The sequence below is a fragment of the Planococcus halocryophilus genome, assembly GCF_022489025.1.
Taxonomy (GTDB): domain Bacteria; phylum Bacillota; class Bacilli; order Bacillales_A; family Planococcaceae; genus Planococcus; species Planococcus halocryophilus_A.
The window spans coordinates 1-22,490 of sequence record NZ_JAKVTG010000005.1 but is presented as its reverse complement, the minus strand read 5'-3'; the positions used below and the strand labels follow the sequence as shown (position 1 = coordinate 22,490).

The window sequence follows — 22,490 nt, the reverse complement described above, 5'->3', positions numbered from 1 at the left end:
AGCGGCAACCCTGTCAGAAATGTCAGGGTTGTTTTTTTATGATATATTTTATTTATTCTGTTAAAAAGGGTGAAATTATGAATGTCGGTTCAATCATCAAGTATTATCGGACAAAAAACGATCTAACGCAGTCACAATTGGCGGAAGGCATTTGTTCAATTTCACATTTAAGCAAAACCGAATCGAATGCTTACAGCCCCCATGAATCTACCATCAAAGCGCTATTGTTAAAAATGGGTGTTCAATTGAACAAAGAGATGGAAAAACATAAACAGCTCGAGCGGACGATTGGACAATTTATCGATTGTTCGCTTCATTACGATCTGGAAACGATGAGAAGAATTTATAAGCAGTTGGAAAGAGAAAATGATTATATTCAATCAACCGATTTGGTCAATCAATACGAACTTTATAAATTTCGTTTTTATATTTACGATCATAATTTGACCAAAGCTGAGCAACAGAAAAAGCTATTAGAACGAATGAAGGCTTCTTTTTTAGCGCCAGAACACTGGGTTCATCAATTTTTTCAATCGCTATACTTCTCGATGGTGGGCAACAACATAAAATCTTTTGAATTTCTAAACAAAATGGATATAGGGATTCAAAGCATTCCACAGAAATTTGAAGGAGAGTTTTATTATCAAAAGGCGCGAATGTTAGTGCTTGCAGACCGTTACGAACTATCAGCACATTTTGCCGAATTGGCGGTTCAATCTTTCCAACTCCACCACAATTACATTCGGCTACTCCATGCCCAAATGCTTTTAGCGATCAACTATACACGTAGAAATTTGCTTGTTCAGGCAGAGAGTCTCTATGAAGTACTAATTCGCAATACCCATTTAACCAATCAAACAGCGTTACACAACCAAACGCTTTATAATTACACAGAATTATTAAGGATGAAACATGCCCATGGTGAAGCGTTAGTGATTCTTCAATCGTTAAAAGAAGCAGTAGAACGGGATACGTATTTCTACAAAGCTGTTTTAACGAGTTTGTTAGAATCTATGATGGAAACGGGCCAAGATCCTTCTATACACATTGAAGAATTGAAAGCGATAAGTACTAAGCCAGAAGATAAGTTTTTTCATATTTATGCCAATTATTTTGAGAAAAGGAATTTTTCCCAACCAGACCTTATGACCTATTGTGAAGATATAATGTTCCAATTTTTCAGAAATAATGGTTATATAAAAGAAACAAGAAATGTTGCAGCAGAACTTGCACGTCATTATAGCAAGCAGCAACGATGGGAAAAAGCGTATTTCTATCAATCTTTCTGGAATGAGAATGGTGGTGAGTTGAATTGATGAAGAAAAAACTAATAGTCTTGTCTATTATGTATACAGGCTTACTATCTGCCGTTGTACTTGGTGGTCCAAATGTTTTACCCCCACTTTAATGAATCGAAAAAAGCTGCTTACTTTTAAGCAGCTTTTTTCATTGCATAGATTCACATATGATAAGAAAAAAGGGGAGAGACATATGTATAAGAGGAAACAATATGTTTTTAGTGATAACAAGCCGGTTTTAGTGGAAATACGACAATACACAAAATCAGACTTTCCGGCATTGATTGCCATTCAAAAAGAAAGTTTTCCCCACCCATTTCCGGAGGAACTTTGGTGGAACTCAGAGCAGCTGACAAACCATACAGAATTGTATTCTGAAGGTGCTATATGTATCGAAGTCGAAGGAGAAATGGCTGGATCGATTACAGCGTTGCTAACAGATTTTGATCCAGCATTCCCAAAGCATACTTGGGAAGTAGCGACAGATAATGGATATATTCGTAATCACAATCCAACAGGAAAAACTTTGTATATCGTCGACATCTGCATTCGACCTAAATACCGATCGTTGAAACTAGGTCAGTTATTAATGCAGGCGATGTATGAACGTGTTATAGAAGATAAGTTAGACCGTTTGCTTGGTGGAGGACGGATGCCAAGGTTTCATGAATTTTCTGATCGGCTCACTGCAGAACAATACGCTGAACAAGTAGTATCAGGGGAAATTAAAGATCCGGTTCTTTCTTTCTTACTACGCTGTGGCAGAACACCAGTGTGCATCGTGGAAAATTATTTAGAAGATGAAGAGTCTAGAGGATATGCATTATTAATGGAGTGGAAAAATCCTTTTCAACATGAAAAATAGGAAAACTAAAAAAAACAAGCTGCAAATGCTGCGGCTTGTTTCAACTTATAGACAACTGAAGTATTGGGAAGAGGTTGCTCCAATTCCTCTTCTTTTTGACTTCTTTATTTATAGAGAAATTCTGATGTTATTTAGCTCACCTATTCATTGTAGACGCTAGCGGTGGCGCGTCCATGGGGTAGACGAAGCAAGAAGACAGGTGGTTTTCCTGGCTTCTTGCGGGAGTCATCCCCAAAGCGACCAGCGCGGTTTTACGACTTCCCAAACTGCACAAGTGGATTTTGCTTACAAGATGAACAAGCCGCAAATGCTGCGGCTTGTTTTTTCTATTTATATATCAAAACGAAAAGCTTTAACGGTAATGCCGTCATTTAATGGTTTAAAGTCGAGTGAAGAAACACGTTTAAAGCCCATTTTTTCATACAAGTCGATGGCGTTCTTCATAAAACACCCTGTATATAAACTGATTGATTTTTGTTTGCGAATTTTGGAAATATCGATGCAATGTTCAACAAGTGCTTTGCCAACTCCACGTGAGCGAAACTCAGGAGTCACTGCTAACAAGCGGATTTCAGGATATTTGCTTATTTCTTGTACTCCAGTATATGTATGGGATCCACAAGGAAATAATGCGATACTCCCCACAATTTCCCAACCAATCTCGGCTACAAATACTTCTACACCAGGTTGTAAATCATTAGCAGAAGCCAAATTAGATTTCAATCGTCCCCAATGTTTCGGTGACAGCTCTTCTTGGAAACTTTGATAGGCAACAAGACGCTGCTCTTTCAGTATATGAAATTCATCTCTCTTAGCTTCCCGAATTAACAAATCTTCATCCCCTTTAACTCAAAATACTAGCGTTGTGAAATAGTGTAGAAGTAATACCGGGATGAATAATAGTGAAAGTCCATCAGTTCATTAAAAGTAAAAGAGACAATCATTACAAGACTAAATAAAAAAGTTATTCTAGACAAATTAATTATAAATTAATATATTGCATATATCAAGGAGGAGATTAGGTATTAAGTTATGTAAACGCATACATATATAAATTATTTGACGATTAAAAAAATAATAAAATATTATTCTTTTATTCATTGAATTCTGATAAATGTGCTCTATAATAAATAGAAAAGAAAGGATAGGATAAATTATGAAAAAAGATTTGCGCATCAACAGTAAAGTTTTTAGTGAAGGGGCTATGAGAGCGCCTAACCGAGCGATGCTTCGTTCAGTAGGAGTGACAGACGAAGATTTTAAAAAACCAATGATTGGTGTCGCTAGCACGTGGAGTGAAGTGACACCGTGTAATATACATATTGATGACTTAGCGATCAGTGCCAAAAAAGGCGCTAGAGCAGCTGGAGGCGTCCCATTTATCTTTAATACAATCACGGTTTCTGATGGGATCTCAATGGGCACAGAAGGGATGAAGTATTCACTTTCAAGCCGAGATGTGATTGCAGATTCAATTGAAACAGTCGTAGGAGCAGAGAGTTTGGATGGCTTAGTCGCAATTGGTGGCTGTGATAAAAACATTCCAGGTTGCTTAATCGCTATTGCAAACTCTGAAGTTCCAGCTGTTTTTGTTTACGGAGGAACGATCGCTCCAGGTCGCCACAATAATAAAGATATTGATATTGTTTCTGTATTTGAAGGTGTTGGCCAACATAATAACGGCGACATGGATGACAGTACGTTACGCAATATCGAGTGTGGTGCATGTCCAGGCGCTGGGTCATGTGGTGGAATGTATACAGCTAACACAATGGCATCTGCTGCTGAAGCGATGGGAATGAGTTTGCCAGGAAGTTCTTCAAATCCAGCGGTATCAGCTGAGAAATTAGCGGATTGTGAAAAAGCGGGAGCAGCTGTACATAATTTACTTGAATTAGATATTTATCCAAAAGACATCATGACAAAAGAAGCGTTTGAAAATGCGATTACGGTAGTCATGGCGCTAGGTGGATCGACAAATGCAATTCTTCATTTATTGGCGATTGCTCACGCGGCTGAAGTAGATTTAACGATTGATGACTTTAACCGTTTGCAAAAAACGGTACCACATTTGGCTGATTTAAAACCAAGTGGTAAATACGTTATGCAAGATTTGCACCGAGTAGGTGGGGTTCAAGCGGTTATGAAAATGTTGCTAGAAGCTGGTTACTTGCATGGCGACTGTATGACGGTAACCGGAAAAACAGTGGCAGAAAATCTAAACGAAGCTCCGGCGTTGCAAGAAGGTCAAGTAGTCATCATGCCTTTCGATAATCCGAAACGTAAAGATGGTCCACTCATTGTCTTAAAAGGAAACTTATCACCAAGCGGCGCAGTAGCAAAAGTATCGGGTGTGAAAGTGAAACGCCATACAGGTCCTGCTCGCGTTTACAACAATGAAAAAGAAGCAACAGATGCTGTAATGGCCAATGAAATTAACGAAGGCGATGTATTAGTTATTCGTTATGTAGGACCAAAAGGTGGTCCGGGAATGCCGGAAATGTTATCGGTATCTGCAATTCTTGTCGGTAAAGGTATGGATGCATCAGTTGCATTACTGACAGATGGACGTTTTTCCGGCGGTACTCACGGCTTAGTAGTTGGCCATATCGCACCAGAGGCTCAAGTCGGCGGACCAATTGCTTTGCTTGAAGAAGGAGATATCGTGACGATTGATTCCGAGGTACAAGAAATTTCGATGGATGTATCTGAAGCTGAGTTGGAGGAACGCCGCAAACGTTGGGTTGCTCCACCGCTTCACAAAAAAGGCGTGCTCGGTAAATATGCGCATAATGTTTCTTGTTCATCAAAAGGAGCCGTTACGGATTACTTGAACCGTTCATAAAAGGAGATTAACTAAGACAGACTTTGGCAGTCAGTTGACTTTCGTGAAACCGGAAGTCAACTGAGATGTTGGGGCACAAAAAAAGGGGGAAACAACATTGGTAAATAAAAAATTCGGATTTGTTTCAATTATGATGGCAAGTGCATTGGCTTTAACAGCGTGTGGCAGTTCTGATAGCGAATCATCAGGTGGAGAATCGGATGAAAAGTTTGTGCTTCAAGCAGGACATTCCCTACCTGATGATCACCCGTATCATATAGCGCTACAAGAAATGGCAGATGCTGTTGATGAACGAACAGATGGACAAGTAACGATTGAAATTTTTGCTAACAGTGAAATTGGTGCTGAGCGTGAGTTGACAGAAGGAATGGGACTTGGAACCGTCGATTTAGTTGTCTCTTCAACTGCTCCTGTTACAAACTTTGTACCGGAATTAGGCGTTTTAGATGTTCCATTCTTATTCCAAGACCGCGAATCAGCAGTAGAAGTTTTAGAAGGTGATATTGGTGATGAGTTATTCGCTAAGATGGAAGAAAACGGTATCATCGGTTTGTCTTGGGGAGAAAATGGTTACCGACATATTACCAATGCAATCCGTCCAATCGAAACACCTGAAGATTTAAAAGGCTTGAAAATCAGAACGCAAGAAAACGAAATTCATTTAGCTGCATTTGAAGCATTAGGCGCACAACCAACTCCAATGGCTTGGACTGAAGCAATTACTGCTTTGCAACAAGGCGTAGTAGATGCACAGGAAAATCCAGCGATTGTTGCTGACCAATTTAGTTTATATGATGCAAATCAAAAATACATGAGTTTAACAGGGCACGTTTATTCAGTAGCCATCTATATGTTGAGCCAAAAAACATACGATGAATTGCCAGAAGAATTGCGCGATATCGTTGTAGAAGAAGGGCAAAAAGCAGGGGCAAGAGAACGTGAGTTAATCGTTGAAATGGAGAAAGAATCCCTTCAAACACTAAAAGACCAAGGAATGGAAATTATTGAAGATGTCGATACAGCTCCTTTCCAAGAAGCGGTTCTACCTGTTTATGACACAATCGAACACCAAGACCTATTAAACGAAATTTTAGACGCGCAGAAATAAAATAATACGTTAATTCAAAAAAGAGAGAATCCATTCTCTCTTTTTTATATCGGGGGCAAGAAGATGAGTAAATGGATCGGCTATATGAATTTTGGTATTAAGCATGTATTAAATCTTATTATGGCATTGCTTGTTACCGTAGTGTTTCTTCAAGTGATTTTCCGTTTTGTTCTGAATTCTCCATTAGCCTGGACGGAGGAATTGGCACGGTACAGTTTGATTTGGCTGACGTTTTTAGGCGCTGCTTATGCGATGTCTTCAAAAGCACATATCGGAATGGAGTTTTTTGTGAAATTATTTGCGGTTCCTGTCCGCAAAGCGCTTTATAGTGTTGCGACATTTGCAAGTTTGCTTTTTTTCTTGTTGATGGTAGTCGAAGGATACGACCTTGCGATGCAAGGGATGTCTCAAACTTCCCCAGTTTTACGGATTCCGATGGGCGTCATTTATATGGTAATCCCAGTGAGTGGGGCAATTCTTATTATTAATATGGCCTCGCAGTTCTCCAAAGACTTTAAAAGCGGGGGTGTCTGAAGATGGCATTGGTATTATTTCTTTTATTGATGGCTTTATTTTTGATTAATGTACCGATTGCTGTTGGGCTTGGACTTGCTTCGACGCTCGTTTTCTTCATCGATGGCAATGTTTCATTAATTGTTATTATTCAGCGAATGTTCAATTCGGTTGATTCGTTTCCGCTTATGGCGATTCCTTTTTTCATCTTGGCAGGCAAGTTGATGGAAAGTGGTGGGATTTCCCGCCGACTCATTCACTTGGCAAATGTTATTTTTGGACGTGTTAAAGGAGGACTCGGAATTGTATCGATCGTTGCGTGTGCCTTTTTTGCAGCGATTTCGGGTTCTGCAGCTGCAACAACAGCCGCGGTAGGCGCATTAATGATTCCAGCCATGGTGAATAAAGGCTACGACAAAAGTTTTGCGACAGCTATTCAAGCTGCTGGTGGAACCATCGGAATTATGATTCCTCCTAGTGTACCTTTAGTGCTTTATGGAGTGGCAGCAGGGGTTTCTGTTAGTGAATTATTTATTGCAGGAATTGTTCCAGGATTGTTTGTAATGGTTTCACTTATTTTACTTGTTTACCTAATTTCCTTAAAAGAAGGCTATGGCGGTGGAGAAAAATTCGGCTTGAAAGATTTCGTTAAAGCTTTTCTTGACGCATTCCTCGCTTTAATGATGCCAGTAATTATTTTAGGTGGAATTTATGGAGGCATTTTCACTCCAACAGAAGCCGCGGTTGTCGCAGTAGTATATGGATTGTTTGTCGGTATTTTTATATATCGTGAAATTAAATTATCAGACTTGGCAAGAATTTTCTCTTCTTCTGTTGTTGTGACTTCGGTCATTATGTTTATTATTGCCGGTGCCTCTGTATTTGGTTACTACTTAACACGTCAGCGAATTCCAGCCGAACTTACGGAATTGATGCTCAGTGTGACGGATAATTGGATTATCGCCTTGCTAATTCTGAACTTGTTATTGCTGATTTGTGGAGTATTCCTTGAAACTTCAGCAGCCATCATTATTTTAACGCCGATTCTTGTACCAATTGCCAATGCACTTGGTATTGATCTAGTGCATTTCGGTATTATTATGATCGTAAACTTAGGAATTGGGTTTATCACGCCTCCAGTTGGAGTCAATTTATTTGTGGCTGCAAATATTGCGGGGACTAAATTTGAAAGTTTGTTAAAAGCGATTGTTCCATTTATTTTAGTAATGATAGTTGATGTCTTGATCATTTCGTTTATTCCGGCAATCACGTTATTCCTAATTGGTGACTAAACTATTGGAGGAGAATTTATGACAACATATAAAATAGCGGTACTACCTGGAGATGGAATAGGGCCCGACGTTACAAGAGAAGCGGTAAAAGTTTTAGAGGCGTTAAAAAAACAAGATCCAACATTCGACATCGCGTTTGAACAATTTGAATGGGGCAGTGAATATTATTTAGCTCACGGACATATTATGCCTGAGGATGGCTTGGATCAATTGAAAAATTTTGATGCCATTTTATTTGGAGCGGTAGGTGACAAACGCGTACCCGATGAAGTGACAATTTGGGAACTGATTATGCCGATTCGTAAAAACTTTCAACAATACGTCAATATGCGGCCGATCAAGCGATTGGCTGGTATTGAATCTCCTTTGAAAAACGAGCAACCAATAGACTTCATGGTATTCCGTGAAAATGCCGAGGGTGAGTATTCAAATATCGGCGGTCGTTTGTATCAGCAACATTCGCAAGAAATGGCAATTCAAAATACGGTCATTACAAAACAAGGCGTCGAACGAATTGCCAAATATGCATTTGAGTACGCGCAAAAAAACAACAAATCAAAAGTGACAAGTGCGACAAAATCCAATGCCATTATTCATTCGATGAAGTTATGGGACGAAGTTGTTGAATTGGTCGCGAAAGACTACGAAGACATTGAACTTGAAAGTAATTTTATCGATGCTTTAGCTGCATATTTTGTTTTGCGCCCAGAATCGTTCGAAGTAGTAATTGCTTCTAATTTATTCGGAGATATTTTAACGGATCTTGGAGCAGCTTTAGTAGGTGGATTGGGCGTTTCACCATCAGGAAATATTAACCCGGAAGGCAATTTCCCTTCTATGTTTGAAGCGATTCATGGTTCGGCGCCGGACATCGCAGGAAAAGGAATTGCCAACCCGATTGCTCAAATTTGGTCAGCTGCATTAATGTTGAATCATTTAGGTCGTGAAGATCTTTCGACTGCCATTGTCGACGCGATTGAACAAGTAATTCAAGAAGGAAAAGTATTAACGCCAGATTTAGGTGGCACTTCCACTACACAACAAGTAGGTTCAGCTATTGCTGAGAAAGTCTTGATGTTGGTGAAAAATTAGGAGGGAAATTAATGGGGTTAGACAATAAAGTAGCGATTGTGACAGGTGCAAGCGGGGGAATGGGTAAAGAGGTTGTTGAGCAATTTTTAAAACAAGGATCGAAAGTCGCGGCTATCGATCTTCATGTCGATAGTCTACAAGAGTTAGAAACGCAATACCCGGAACAATTACTCGTTCTTCAAGGCAATTTAACGGAAGAACAAAGTGTAGAAGCAGCTATTAAGAAAACGGCAGACAAGTTTGGTCGCATTGATGTGTTAGCGAATGTTGCTGGAATTGCACAAGCGGCAACAGATATTGAAAATGTAACACTCAAAGATTGGGAGCGTATTATGGCGATCAATTCCACCGCTGTATTTTTAACATCTCGTGCAGTTGTCCCGTATATGAAACAACAGAATTGTGGGTCGATTATCAATATAGCCTCTGTTTCTGTTGATCGTCCACGTCCGGGATTAAATGCGTATGTAGCTTCAAAAGGAGCAACAATTTCGTTGACGAAAGCTTTAGCTATTGAATTAGCTCCTTATAACATTCGAGTTAATGCGATAAATCCAGGCCCTGCGGATACGAAAATGTTAGGTGAATTTACCGCATCTGGTGTTGATGAAGGACAAACGAAAGAAAATATATTCCGTAAAAGTGTTCCATTAGGTGAATTGATTACGCCAGAAGCGATTGCTAATTGTGTCTTATACCTCAGCTCAGATTTAGCGAAAATGATGACAGGTAGCATTGTAAATGTTGACGGAGGACGCGGAATTTAATTGGGGAGTGGAACGGATCAGTGAAAAAACAACAAATGTATATAAATGGAAAATGGGTAAATAGCATTGGCAACGAGAAACTTGAAACCAAAAATCCAGCAACTGGAGAAATATTGGCAGAAGTTCCGAGAGGGAAAAAAGAAGACGTTGACGCTGCAGTAAAAGCTGCCCGTAAAACATTTGAGTCAGAAGAGTGGCAGTCTTTTCCGCCAATTGAACGAGGTAGAATTTTACATAAAGTAGCCGTAGCGCTACGCGCTGATTTAGAAGAAATTGCATTGTTAGAAACGCTCGATACCGGAAAACCGTTAACGCAAGCGCGTAAAGATGTTGAAGCATCTGCCTTGTATTTTGAATACTACGCAGGGATGGCCGATAAAATATTTGGTGAAACGATACCAGTTCAACCTGGAATTCTCGATTATACATTACGTGAACCAGTTGGCGTAACAGCTCATATTGTGCCGTGGAATTATCCATTGCAAATCATTTCACGCTCAACTGCAGCTGCGATTGCGACGGGGAACACAGTTGTTGCAAAACCTGCAGAAGATACACCGCTAACTGCGATTAAATTGGCAGAAATATTTGATGCGACCCACTTGCCAAAAGGTGTCTTTAACTTGGTGACGGGTTATGGTTTTGAAGCGGGAGCAGCAATATCAGAACATCCAGATGTTGACCATATTACTTTTACAGGCTCGGTTCAAACAGGCTCTGCTGTAATGATGGGTGCTGCGAAAAACGTTAAGCCGGTAACGCTTGAGCTTGGTGGGAAATCGCCGAACATCGTTTTTGAAGATTGCGACCAAGAAGATGCGGTTGAGTGGGTTGTGCGGTCGATTATTCAAAATGCCGGACAAACTTGTTCAGCAGGATCTCGTTTATTGGTGCAGCAGTCTATAAAAGAAGAATTTCTGAAAAAAGTGGTTGCGAAAATGGAAAAAATTCAAATTGGTAAAGGTGTAGATGATTTGGATTTAGGTCCGATTTTAAATGAAAAACAATTTTCACGTATTCTTGAATTCATGGATGTTGCCCGGAATGAAGGAGCGAAATTTTTAACTGGTGGCGAGCGTCAGAAAACAGCGGGGCTCGAAAATGGCTACTTTTTTAAACCGACTGTCATTGATGGACTTGCACCAGATAGTTATGTGTCTCAAGAAGAAATTTTTGCACCAGTTGTTGCTGCGTTTGCATTTGAAACCGAACAACAAGCGATTGAATTGGCCAATGGTACGGAGTATGGGCTAGTAGCTGGCATTTGGACAAAAGACGGGGCACGCGCCCACCGAGTGGCTAGTAAAATTCGTGCCGGACAAATCTTCATCAATAATTATGGTGCTGGGGGTGGTGTACAAATGCCATTCGGAGGATTTAAGAAAAGTGGATTTGGACGTGAAAAAGGTCTTGAAGCATTGCGCAATTACACGGCTTTAAAAAACGTTGCGTTAAAATACTAATGTTTAAAGAATTGGAAAAGGGATGTTCTCGATTTGAGAACATCCCTTTGTTTGTTTAAGGTAACTATAATTTGTTTTGACTCAATTTTTCAACCCATTTTACTGGGGAATCATTTCCATTGAAAGTTTTACTTTCAGTACCGCGGTCATTGTTCCACTGGGTGCTTTCTAACCTAAGCAACGTAAACCCTACCTTCTTTTACGTCCTTGCGATCCTTAAATCGCTCCAGTGTGAATAAGTATTCTCAAAAACATTATCGTAGAATGCCAGATTATCAAAATTTACCAGTTACCTTTGTGTTAACTAAAATATCATCTCATGTTTTCTTCTTTATGTCAACAACTAGAGTTTATGAAGAAAAACGGAAGTCTCGCTTATAAAGTTGACTTTTATTTTGGTCTTACCAATATTGGTGTATAATTAGTGGCATTACTGATTGTGGAAGAAGGAGACTCTTTTATGGATAAGCATTATGCGGATGACAGTTTGGCACTACATACAGATTTATATCAAATCAATATGTCGGAGACTTATTGGGCAGATGGGATGCACGAACGGAAAGCAATTTTTGAGTTGTTTTTCCGTAAATTGCCTTTTGGCAATGGTTATGCTTTATTTGCAGGATTGGAACGCATTTTAGACTACTTGAAAAACTTCAAATTTACGGACAGTGATTTAGCTTATCTTCAAGAAGAGCTTGGTTACAAAGAAGATTTCATCGATTATTTACGAACTGTTCGGTTTACAGGAGATGTTTACTCAGTAGCAGAAGGTGAGCTTGTTTTTCAAAACGAAGCATTAATTCGTGTGGAAGCGCCACTTGTCGAAGCCCAATTAATCGAAACCGCACTTTTAAACATCGTTAATTACCAAACCTTAATCGCGACTAAAGCTAGCCGGATTAAGCAAATTGTTAAAGATGAACGAGTCATGGAATTTGGCACAAGACGTGCTCAAGAAATGGATGCAGCTATTTGGGGATCACGCGCAGCTTATATCGGTGGACTTGAAGCAACTAGCAATGCACGTGCCGGCAAAAAATTCGGAATTCCTGTAGCTGGAACACATGCGCATTCAATGGTGCAAGCTTATAAAAATGAATATAAGGCATTTCATGCCTATGCGAAACGCCATAAAAACTGCGTCTTTTTAGTAGATACATACGATACATTAAAATCTGGAGTGCCGATTGCGATCCAAGTTGCCCAAGAATTAGGAGATAAAATCAACTTTCAAGGGATTCGACTAGATAGTGGAGACATTGCCTTTTTATCTAAAGAAGCAAGAAAAATGTTGGATGCTGCAGGTTTCCCAGATGTTGAAATTGTAGTTTCCAATGATTTAGATGAATATACGATTTTAAACTTGAAAGCCCAAGGTGCTCGCGTTGACGCGTGGGGTATTGGAACAAAGCTAATTACGGCCTACGATCAACCGGCTTTAGGAGCAGTTTATAAATTGGTGGCAATCGAAAACGACAAAGGCGAACTAGAAGATACCATTAAAATTTCAGGGAATGCAGAAAAAGTCACGACACCTGGGCTGAAAAATGTTTATCGAATTATTGATAAAGAGAACGGGAAATCAGAAGGCGATTATATCGCGATGCATGATGAAGACCCTTCTTCACAAGAACGTTTAAAAATGTTCCATCCCGTCCATACGTTTGTATCGAAATTTGTCACGAATTTCGAAGCAGTAAATATCCATCAAAAAGTTGTTGAAAAAGGCCAAATTATTTATAAAAACCCAAGTGTCCAAGAAATGCAGAACTATGCCATTCAAAACATGGACTTATTATGGGATGAATACAAACGCTCTTTAAATCCTGAAGAATACCCAGTAGATTTAAGCCAAAAATGCTGGGATAACAAAATGCGCAACATTCAAGAAGTTCGCGATGCCGTTCATGAATTTACTGGAGAATAAGGAGGATTTTAATGTCTACTCTACAACAGCAAATTATTGAAGAGTTAAAAGTAAAGCCTATCATCGAACCTAAAGAAGAAATTGAACAGACAATCCAGTTTTTAAAAGATTACTTAAAGCACCATTCGTTCCTTAAAGGATATGTTCTCGGAATTTCAGGTGGCCAAGACTCAACATTGCTTGGCAAGTTAACACAGATGGCGATCGATCAATTAAATGAAGAGTCGAAAAGCAACGATTACGCTTTTTATGCAGTGCGTTTGCCATACGGAGTTCAGTTGGATGAGCATGATGCCAAAGATGCTTTGGATTTTATCCAACCGACTAAACTTTATACGGTTAATATAAAAGGAGCTGTTGATGCTAGTGAACAGGCATTAAAAGAAGCCGGTATTCAATTAACCGATTTTGCAAAAGGCAATGAAAAAGCACGTGAACGGATGAAAGCTCAATATTCGATTGCAGCCATGCATAGTGCCGCCGTACTTGGAACCGATCATGCAGCAGAGGCCATCACTGGTTTTTATACAAAATTCGGTGATGGGGCAGCTGATTTGACACCATTATTCCGGTTGAACAAGCGCCAAGGAAAAGCAATGCTACAAGAACTTGGTAGTCCTGAGCACCTTTACTTGAAAGTTCCTACAGCAGATTTAGAAGAAGATAAGCCGGCCCTACCTGATGAAGTAGCTTTAGGAGTAACTTATAATCTAATCGATGACTATTTAGAAGGTAAGGAAATACCTGCAGATGCACAGGAAAAGCTAGAAGGTCATTATTTAAGAACACAACATAAGCGCCATTTGCCTGTTACGGTATTCGACGATTTTTGGAAATAAGTCAGTGGAAAAGCAGAGAATCTTAGAAGATTCCTGCTTTTTTTTTTGAATACCTGTTGGAAGAAATTTCTTGTGCAGTTGAGTTATGAGTAGCTTTTCGTTATGATTACGATAAGATTGTGATAATTCAAAACATTTTCTGTTTTATATTGGAGGAACTTAAAAATGAATGCAAAAGAGCGATTGGAAAAAGTAATAGATAATATTGAAAAAGTGATTATAGGGAAGCGTGATATCGCGGAGCTTAGTATTGTTGCAATGCTGTCTCATGGCCATGTTTTATTGGAGGACGTTCCAGGTGTGGGCAAAACGATGTTGGTTCGCGCATTGGCAAAATCGGTGGGAGCTGATTTTAAACGCATACAATTTACACCTGACTTATTGCCATCAGATGTTATTGGCGTGTCTATTTACAATCCGAAAGATATGGAATTCCATTTTCGACCGGGTCCAATTATGGGCAATATTATTTTAGCAGATGAAATAAACCGGACCTCACCGAAAACACAATCTTCTCTTTTAGAAGCAATGGAAGAAGCTTCGGTCACAATTGATGGTGTAACAATGCAAATTCCTAAGCCGTTCTTTGTCATGGCTACACAAAATCCAATTGAATACGAAGGAACATATCCTTTACCTGAAGCACAGCTTGACCGCTTTTTATTAAAGATTAAAATGGGTTATCCATCGTCAAAAGAAGAAATGGAAGTTTTAAGCCGTGCACAAGTTGCTGCGCCAATTGAGGATTTGACTTCCGTCATCTCTCTTGAAGAGTTATTAGAACTGCAAGCTCAAGTGAGAACGATTAAAGTAGATGAAACCATTCGAAGTTATATTGTTGATTTGTCCCGGCAAACTCGCCAGGATGCCTATGTGTATTTAGGGGTAAGTCCGCGAGGGTCTATTGCGTTGATGAAAGCTTCGCAAGCCTATGCTTTGTTGAAAGGTCGGGATTATGTGACGCCAGATGATGTTCAATATTTAGCGAAATTTGTTTTCGGACATCGTATTATGTTGCGCTCAGAGGCTCGTTACGATGGAATAACGGTAGAAGAAATTACAGAACGCATCTTGGCGAAAACCCACGTACCTGTAAAAAGGCTTGTTGGTAAATGAAACAACTGAAAAACAACACCGTTTTATGGGGGCGTATCGTAGTTGTGCTTTTTCTTCTGTTTTTGACTTTTTCTTTTGCAATGTTCCAAGGAGGATTTGTTAGCTGGTTTATTTTTTATATGTCTTTACCTTTTATCGTGTATTCCATGCTGTTAGCATTTTATCCTTTACAGAAAATCGAGGTCTCCCGAACGATGCATACGACTCAAGTCCGTAAAGGTGGGGACTTTTCAGCGACAGTCACCATTTATCGAAAAAACCCTTTTCCGCTCCTATATACCGTATTAAGTGAACAAACCCATTCTCCATCTTTGAATAAAATCATCGCAAATCAACGCCCGAAAATGATTGTTCCGGGATTCCGGAAATCTTATTCTTGGACTTATACTCTTGAGAATATGCCTAGGGGAGAGCATGTATTAGAAGGGGTTTACTTAGAAATTTCGGATTTTTTTGGATGGGTAAAAAAAAGTCGGTTACTACCAGTTCAACAAACAATTTTAGTTTATCCAAATACAGTAGAAATTGCATACCGTCCCATAGAATCACGTTATGATCATGGGTCAATGGCTGCTCCTTTTACTTTAGTAAAAGATACAACAATGGCAAGCGGAGTTCGTGATTACCAACCTGGGGACCGAGTGTCATGGATTCACTGGAAATCCTATGCGCGTACGCAAACATTACGCACGAAAGAATTTGAAGATCGACAGTCGCAAGACCTTTTTTTGCTAGACGATCGAAGAGTGTCAGAGAAATTCGAATTGCAAGTAGAGCTAATAGCTTCTATATTGAAATCGGTTGTTCGCGCTAATTCGAGCTTAGCTTATTTATCAATTGGTCAAAAACGCAATTATTTTCCGGTCGTTCAAACGGAAGAGCATTTACAGCGAATTATGTATCATTTAGCGAAAGTGCAAAGTGACTTGGACAAGCCAATAGACCAAGCGGTTGGACGTGAACTTCAACAAATGAATACTTCAAGCTTATTATATGTAACGAGTCAACTTTCAATAGAAATGATTCAATCTATTCAAAGAAATGCTAAAAACTTAAGTAATTGCATGTGTTTAGTTGTTACGAGTAAAGGTGAAATACTACTTGAAGAAGATGAACAAGTACATCAATTTGCCCGCTCGAAAGGGTTTGTTGTAAAACGCGTGAGTCCTGAGAACTTTGCGACTGTGTTTACGGAGGTGAGCCGGTAATGACTTCCATTAGAAAAAATAAATTTTTCATGGCCATCTTATATATATTAGTTTTCTTTATGTTAGCAGAATGGTTGACGCCAGTTATTGTATTGACCGAAACAGGTCACCAAGCCTTGTTTTTAATTTTTATTGCAGGTGGATTATTGATGGCTTTTTTGAGAGTTCCTTGGTGGTTTTCAGGACCTATAAAAGTTTTATATATTTTATGGTTTGTTATCTATGTCTATACTGGCAATGTGTTTTTTACAGGCGAAGCCATACAATTTCTCCAATCTAATATTAGTATGAATTTTTCAGCCTTGATCAGCCAGAATTGGGAACAAACAACCGATGTTTTCCGAACAATGTTGTTTTTTGTATTGTTATGGATGGCCATTTACTTGATTCATTACTGGGTAAGTTTTAGATCTAGCATTTTTTTGTTCTATGTATTGACGGTAGTATTTATCGCGGTATTGGATACGTTCAGTCCCTATTCAGGAGAAACAGCAATTGTTCGAATCATGATTATTGGTCTTCTGCTGGCAGGTTTATTGTATTTGGTACGGTGGATGGAAAGTCACCAAATTTCAGAGCACGCCGATAAAGTAGCGTTATTTGCAGTACCCCTTATTTTAGGGATTGCTGTTTCGACGGCGTTTGCATTATATTTGCCGAAATCAGAACCCATTTGGCCAGACCCAGTACCGTTCATAACTTCTTTCTCAGGACAAGGCGGTCCTGGAAGTGGGGGGAATGTAGGGAGAATTGGATACGGTGTCGACGATTCACGTCTAGGTGGTTCGTTTATTGGGGATGATACACCGGTTTTTCGCGCAGAAGTTTCAACTGGACAATATTGGAAAGTTGAATCGAAAGATACTTATACGACAAAAGGTTGGGAACTGATAGAGAATGTAGGAGAGTCCGTTGTTTATAGAAACAATGAAACTGTAGATACGGAGTTTGTCTCAGGAGAAGAAGTGGAAACGACAGTCGTCTCGATGGAACAAGAATTTCCTTTTGTTCTATATCCCTACGGAACCGAATCTTTTTCAATGGAAGAATCTCCAGATTATCAATACAGCTCAGCAGATCAGCGCTTTGAAACTTACCAAAATGGAGAAGAACTGGAACCTGAAGAGTATGAAGTATCTTTTGGTGAACCTAGTTATAGTTTGAAAACATTGCGAGAAACAAGTGGAGAAGCTTTAGAAGAACTGCCTATTGAGTTTGATCGCTATGTGCAATTGCCGGATGAACTTCCTGAAAGAGTTCGTGACTTAGCTATTGAAATAACCGCAAATAGTGAGACGGTTTATGATCAAGCATTGGCTATTGAGAGTTATTTCAATACATCTGGATTTACCTATAGTCAAACGGACATACCAGTTCCTAAAGAAGACGAAGATTATGTAGATCAGTTTTTATTCGATACGAAAAGAGGGTATTGTGATAATTTTTCGACCTCTATGGTTGTATTATTACGCTCACTTGATATACCAGCTCGTTGGGTTAAAGGATTTAATGAAGGCGAATTAATCGATTCGCAAGGAGAAACTGATGTCTACGAGATAACGAACAACAATGCGCATTCATGGGTAGAAGCTTATATGCCAGGCGTGGGGTGGATGCTATTTGAACCAACTATTGGTTTTACAGGTTCATCCTCTATTGATTTTGATTTGGAGTTAGATCCAACGGACCCGGAGCAACCCGATCCTCAAGAACGTCCAGAGACACAAAAACCTGCAAATGCAGAAGATGAAGAAGTTGTGATATCTTCACAATCTGCTTTTTGGAATCGGCTAACTGAGTTTATTGCAAGTAATCGTTGGAAACTGATTTGGGCAATTGTTGCAATGGGTGTTGTTGTAGCTATTCTCTTCAAAATACGTCACAGATGGATGCCGAAATTTCTTATTTCTTATTACCGGATGCGTGGCCAGGAACCGGTTCAATTTGAAAAAGCTTATCTAAGGTTACTGAAACAACTAGAATTATACGGTATTCAACGGAAGTCAGGTCAAACCTTGAAATCATATGCAACTTACATTGATTCATTTTTTGGCACACGAGAAATGTCTGAATTGACCGCAGCTTATGAACGGATGATTTATGGAGGAGATGCTGAATCCATTGACTGGCATGAGTTAAAGGAAAGTTGGGAAAATTTAATCAATCGGACAAGCGGTTGATTTTACAACCTTTAAAATGTACAATTGATTAAATTATAAATTACAGGTGCCCTCATATATGTCCGGTAATATGGATCGGATGTCTCTACCAAGTCCCCGGAAATGACTTGACTATGAAGGTGGATGACGCATGCTTTTTGACATGTGCATTCGCCTTTTTGATGTAGAGCAGAAGAACGCGAGGTCCATTTTTCGCGTTCTTTTGTTATTTTGAGACCTGAATCGAATAGAAGAGGTGAAGGTTTTGCCAGTTAGTCCTATGTTGAAAGAACAGAAAAAAATCGTCGTTTTGGATTTCGGAAGTCAATACAATCAGTTGATCACGCGCCGCATCCGTGAAATCGGTGTTTACAGCGAGCTTCACCCGCACACCATCACTGCTGAAGAAATTAAAGAGATGAATGCTACGGGAATTATTTTCTCTGGTGGACCGAATTCTGTATACGATGAAAATGCATTTTCAATCGATGATGCCATTTTTGAAATGGGCTTGCCGATTTTAGGAATTTGCTACGGTATGCAATTAATGGCTCTGCACTTAAAAGGGAAAGTAGAAAAAGCTAAAAACCGTGAGTACGGCAAAGCGGAATTAAAGCTGACGAAAGAAAGTAAAATCTTTAAAGATCTTCCTGAAGAACAAATTGTTTGGATGAGTCACGGTGATTTAGTTACAGCTGCACCTCCAGGATTTGATGTTATTGGAACAAGCGCAAGCTGCCCAATTGCTTCAATGGCAGATGAAAGTCGCGGATTCTACGGCGTTCAATTCCACCCGGAAGTACGTCACTCGATTTATGGCAATGATTTATTGCGCAAATTTGTTTATGACGTTTGCGGAATGCAAGATGACTGGTCAATGGAAAACTACATTGAATTAGAAATTGAAAAAATCCGCGAAGAAGTTGGCGACAAAAAAGTACTTTGCGCACTTAGTGGTGGAGTAGATTCTTCAGTCGTTGCTGTGTTGATTCATAAAGCAATTGGCGATCAATTAACATGCATGTTTGTTGATCACGGCCTTCTTCGTAAAGGAGAAGCAGAAAGCGTGATGAAAACTTTTGCTGACGGATTCAACATGAACGTTATCAAAATCGATGCACGCGACCGTTTCATGAGTAAACTTGAAGGCGTTACAGATCCAGAGAAAAAACGTAAAATTATCGGGAACGAATTTATCTATGTATTCGATGATGAAGCTTCAAAACTTGAGGGTATGGACTTCCTAGCACAAGGAACGCTTTACACTGACATCATTGAAAGTGGAACAACAACTGCTCAAACAATTAAATCCCACCATAACGTTGGTGGATTACCAGATGACATGCAGTTTAAATTGATCGAACCGTTAAATACATTATTCAAAGACGAAGTACGCGTTCTTGGTACTGAGCTTGGCATGCCTGAAGAAGTTGTTTGGCGTCAGCCTTTCCCAGGTCCTGGTCTTGGTATTCGTATCATGGGAGCTGTAACGGAAGAAAAATTAGAAATCGTCCGTGAATCTGATTGGATTTTGCGCGATGAAATCAAAAAAGCAGGTCTTGATCGTGACATTTGGCAATACTTCACTGTGTTACCGGATGTTCGCAGCGTTGGAGTAATGGGCGATGCCCGTACTTACGATTACGCAATCGGTATTCGTGCTGTAACATCAATTGACGGCATGACTTCTGACTGGGCTCGCATTCCTTGGGAAGTCCTAGAGAAAATTAGTGTTCGTTTAGTCAATGAAGTAGATCACATCAACCGTGTCTTGTATGATATTACGAGCAAGCCACCAGCAACGATTGAATGGGAATAAAGTTAGAGTGCCGACTAAATTAGTCGGTATTTTTCTTTTTCACGAACTTTTTTGTATTATTTATTAAAAATGTTCGTGTTTGGTATTGTTAATTCGTTTTATACATGATATATTACGATAGAAATTAAATAAGCTTGTCGTATAATGTCGGGGATATGGCCCGAAAGTTTCTACCGAGTTACCGTAAATAACTCGACTACGATTTTAATCCTGTTCACTATTGAGCGGGATGCCTTTCATTTTCTTAGTGAAGGGATAAATCGAACGCATACGGCAATCTGCTGTGTGCGTTTTTCTTTTGTAGGATTTATACGCAGGCATTCGGAGGAATCAGCATGAAAAAATATTTTCAGTTTGAAGAACTAGGGACGAATTACCGCCGAGAAATTATTGGCGGCTTAACAACGTTTCTAGCGATGGCGTACATTCTTGTCGTCAACCCGTTAACCTTAACGCTACAATCAGTACCGGATCTTCCAGATTCAATGCGGATGGATTATGGAGCCGTATTTATGGCTACAGCACTAGCTGCTGCAATTGGTTGTTTAGTGATGGGGATTCTCGCGAAGTATCCAATTGCGCTTGCTCCAGGTATGGGCTTAAATGCATTCTTTGCTTACACAGTTATTCTGACTTACGGAATTCCATGGCAAACAGCATTAACAGGGGTTTTATTTTCAGGACTTATTTTTATTCTTCTTACGTTAACGGGTCTCCGCGAACTAATTATCAATTCGATTCCTGCTGAATTAAAATATGCAGTGGGAGCCGGGATCGGCCTATTCATTACGTTTATCGGATTGCAAAATGCAAATATCATTGTTGATAATCCAGCTACCTTAGTTGGATTGGGAGATCTCTCAGACAGTTCAGCGTTGTTAGCGATCTTTGGATTAATTATCACTGTAATCTTTATGGCCCGCGGTATCCAAGGTGGAATCTTCTTTGGTATTTTAATCGCGGCAGTAGTTGGAATGCTCTTCGGTGTTGTGAATTTACCTAGTGCAATTATTGACCTGAACGTTCCAAGTATGGCACCAACTTTCGGTGTTGCGCTTGAACCGATCTTTAACGATTTTGGTTCGTTAATCAACATTCAGTTTCTCGTTGTCGTCTTAACATTCTTGTTTGTAGATTTCTTTGACACAGCTGGAACATTAGTTGCTGTTGCGAATCAAGCAGGCTTGATGAAAGACAACAAACTACCAAGAGCAAGCAAAGCATTACTAGCAGATTCAATTGCTACGGTCAGTGGAGCAATCTTCGGAACATCAACAACCACTTCGTACATTGAATCAACTGCAGGAGTTGCAGCTGGTGCACGATCTGGATTTGCAGCTGTCGTAACAGGATTGCTGTTTCTTATATCGATTTTCTTTTATCCGGTCCTTGAAGTAATTACGAGCGCTGTAACAGCTCCGGCTTTAATCATCGTAGGTGTCTTAATGGTTTCAGCGTTAGGGAAAATAGACTGGACGAAATTTGAAGTGGCAGTTCCTGCGTTCCTAACAATGATTGCTATGCCGCTTGGCTATAGTATCGCAACAGGAATTGCGGTTGGATTTATCTTCTATCCAGTTACGATGCTCGTATCAGGAAAAGGCAAACAGATTCATCCGATTATGTATGGGTTGTTTGTCATCTTTGTTCTTTACTTTATTTTCTTAGCGTAAGATAGGAAGTCCGCCAATTTATTTGGCGGACTTTTTTCTTTGAGCTAGCAGGAAAATGAAAACTGTATCTTATAGAAGAAACTCGAATTGGAAAGGAGGATAATGGAATGACGGGGAAGAATTGGAGCTTTTAAAATTAGGGGTGTGAGAATGGGACCAGGACTTTATTATTGAGGAATTTCAATTCCTGACCAACAAAGGGAGGGTTATAAATATAAGGAGAACTCTTCAATGTAAAGAGTGAATTCCCTTACTTATTTGTAACGAAACTGTAATCTGAATAATTAGATAAATCTGTTATAATAAATTTACGAAAAAACTTCGTTAAAGTGTTGACTCTCTAATATGAGCGTGTTATATTAATTGAGTCGCCAATGAGCGCGACAAACTGAACCTTGAAAACTGAACAGCAAAACGTCAACAAACAGCAACGGCCGCGCAAAACGGCCCGCGCAAAACTTACTGATCAGCATTATGCAGATCAAAGCGAATCGTGCGTCTTA

17 protein-coding genes and 2 riboswitches are annotated in these 22,490 nt (G+C 39.6%); of the genes, 16 read left to right on the top strand and 1 reads right to left on the bottom strand.

All coding sequences use genetic code 11. The features are described from left to right. Window positions 1-38 precede the first annotated feature (38 nt). Together MLE13_RS07615 and MLE13_RS07610 are read left to right on the top strand one after the other, a co-directional pair. A complete protein-coding gene (locus tag MLE13_RS07615; RefSeq protein WP_240749123.1) occupies window positions 39-1,316 on the top strand; it encodes a helix-turn-helix domain-containing protein in 1,278 nt (425 codons plus the stop codon). Window positions 1,317-1,491: 175 nt separating this feature from the next. Beyond that, the gene (locus MLE13_RS07610) at window positions 1,492-2,163 is read left to right on the top strand and encodes a GNAT family N-acetyltransferase (protein WP_240749122.1); all 672 of its coding nucleotides are present in this window, start codon (window positions 1,492-1,494) and stop codon (window positions 2,161-2,163) included. Between the two features lie 330 nt (window positions 2,164-2,493). Here MLE13_RS07610 and MLE13_RS07605 read toward each other — a convergent pair whose 3' ends face one another. Then, a complete protein-coding gene (locus MLE13_RS07605) occupies window positions 2,494-2,994 on the bottom strand; it encodes a GNAT family N-acetyltransferase (protein WP_240749121.1) in 501 nt (166 codons plus the stop codon). 325 nt (window positions 2,995-3,319) lie between these two features. Between MLE13_RS07605 and ilvD the strand changes: the two genes are divergently transcribed. From ilvD to MLE13_RS07535, 14 genes are all read left to right on the top strand, one after another. Then, window positions 3,320-5,008, top strand: a complete 1,689-nt coding sequence (ilvD, locus tag MLE13_RS07600; RefSeq protein WP_240749120.1) for a dihydroxy-acid dehydratase — start codon at window positions 3,320-3,322, stop codon at window positions 5,006-5,008. Window positions 5,009-5,138: 130 nt separating this feature from the next. Beyond that, a complete protein-coding gene (locus tag MLE13_RS07595) occupies window positions 5,139-6,116 on the top strand; it encodes a TRAP transporter substrate-binding protein (RefSeq protein ID WP_240749316.1) in 978 nt (325 codons plus the stop codon). A 63-nt stretch (window positions 6,117-6,179) separates the two neighbouring features. After that, window positions 6,180-6,650, top strand: coding sequence for a TRAP transporter small permease (locus MLE13_RS07590; RefSeq protein ID WP_240749119.1), 471 nt, complete (start codon window positions 6,180-6,182; stop codon window positions 6,648-6,650). 2 nt (window positions 6,651-6,652) lie between these two features. Further along, entirely contained in the window at window positions 6,653-7,921 is a 1,269-nt protein-coding gene (locus MLE13_RS07585; protein ID WP_240749117.1) for a TRAP transporter large permease, read from the top strand. An 18-nt stretch (window positions 7,922-7,939) separates the two neighbouring features. Continuing rightward, window positions 7,940-9,013 carry a tartrate dehydrogenase gene (locus MLE13_RS07580; protein WP_240749115.1) on the top strand — a complete coding sequence of 358 codons (1,074 nt, stop codon included), beginning with the start codon at window positions 7,940-7,942 and terminating at the stop codon, window positions 9,011-9,013. An 11-nt stretch (window positions 9,014-9,024) separates the two neighbouring features. Beyond that, window positions 9,025-9,780 carry an SDR family NAD(P)-dependent oxidoreductase gene (locus tag MLE13_RS07575; RefSeq protein WP_240749113.1) on the top strand — a complete coding sequence of 252 codons (756 nt, stop codon included), beginning with the start codon at window positions 9,025-9,027 and terminating at the stop codon, window positions 9,778-9,780. 20 nt (window positions 9,781-9,800) lie between these two features. Then, a complete protein-coding gene (locus MLE13_RS07570; RefSeq protein ID WP_240749112.1) occupies window positions 9,801-11,243 on the top strand; it encodes an aldehyde dehydrogenase family protein in 1,443 nt (480 codons plus the stop codon). A 460-nt stretch (window positions 11,244-11,703) separates the two neighbouring features. Beyond that, the gene (locus MLE13_RS07565; protein WP_240749110.1) at window positions 11,704-13,173 is read left to right on the top strand and encodes a nicotinate phosphoribosyltransferase; all 1,470 of its coding nucleotides are present in this window, start codon (window positions 11,704-11,706) and stop codon (window positions 13,171-13,173) included. Between the two features lie 11 nt (window positions 13,174-13,184). Continuing rightward, complete coding sequence (gene nadE / locus MLE13_RS07560) at window positions 13,185-14,012, top strand: ammonia-dependent NAD(+) synthetase (protein WP_240749108.1); 828 nt, start codon at window positions 13,185-13,187, stop codon at window positions 14,010-14,012. Window positions 14,013-14,177: 165 nt separating this feature from the next. After that, window positions 14,178-15,128, top strand: a complete 951-nt coding sequence (locus MLE13_RS07555; RefSeq protein ID WP_240749107.1) for an AAA family ATPase — start codon at window positions 14,178-14,180, stop codon at window positions 15,126-15,128. Beyond that, on the top strand, window positions 15,125-16,336 hold the full coding sequence (locus MLE13_RS07550; protein ID WP_240749106.1) for a DUF58 domain-containing protein: 1,212 nt from the start codon (window positions 15,125-15,127) through the stop codon (window positions 16,334-16,336). Before MLE13_RS07555 ends, MLE13_RS07550 begins: the two co-directional genes overlap by 4 nt. Next, complete coding sequence (locus MLE13_RS07545; RefSeq protein WP_240749105.1) at window positions 16,336-18,516, top strand: DUF4129 domain-containing transglutaminase family protein; 2,181 nt, start codon at window positions 16,336-16,338, stop codon at window positions 18,514-18,516. Before MLE13_RS07550 ends, MLE13_RS07545 begins: the two co-directional genes overlap by 1 nt. Before the next feature lie 32 nt (window positions 18,517-18,548). Next, window positions 18,549-18,650, top strand: a riboswitch (purine riboswitch). 125 nt (window positions 18,651-18,775) lie between these two features. After that, window positions 18,776-20,314: a glutamine-hydrolyzing GMP synthase gene (guaA, locus tag MLE13_RS07540; RefSeq protein ID WP_240749315.1), complete on the top strand. Its 1,539-nt coding sequence runs from the start codon at window positions 18,776-18,778 to the stop codon at window positions 20,312-20,314. Between the two features lie 117 nt (window positions 20,315-20,431). Then, window positions 20,432-20,533, top strand: a riboswitch (purine riboswitch). A gap of 116 nt (window positions 20,534-20,649) precedes the next feature. Next, entirely contained in the window at window positions 20,650-21,987 is a 1,338-nt protein-coding gene (locus MLE13_RS07535) for an NCS2 family permease (protein ID WP_240749104.1), read from the top strand. The last annotated feature ends 503 nt before the right edge of the window (window positions 21,988-22,490 follow it).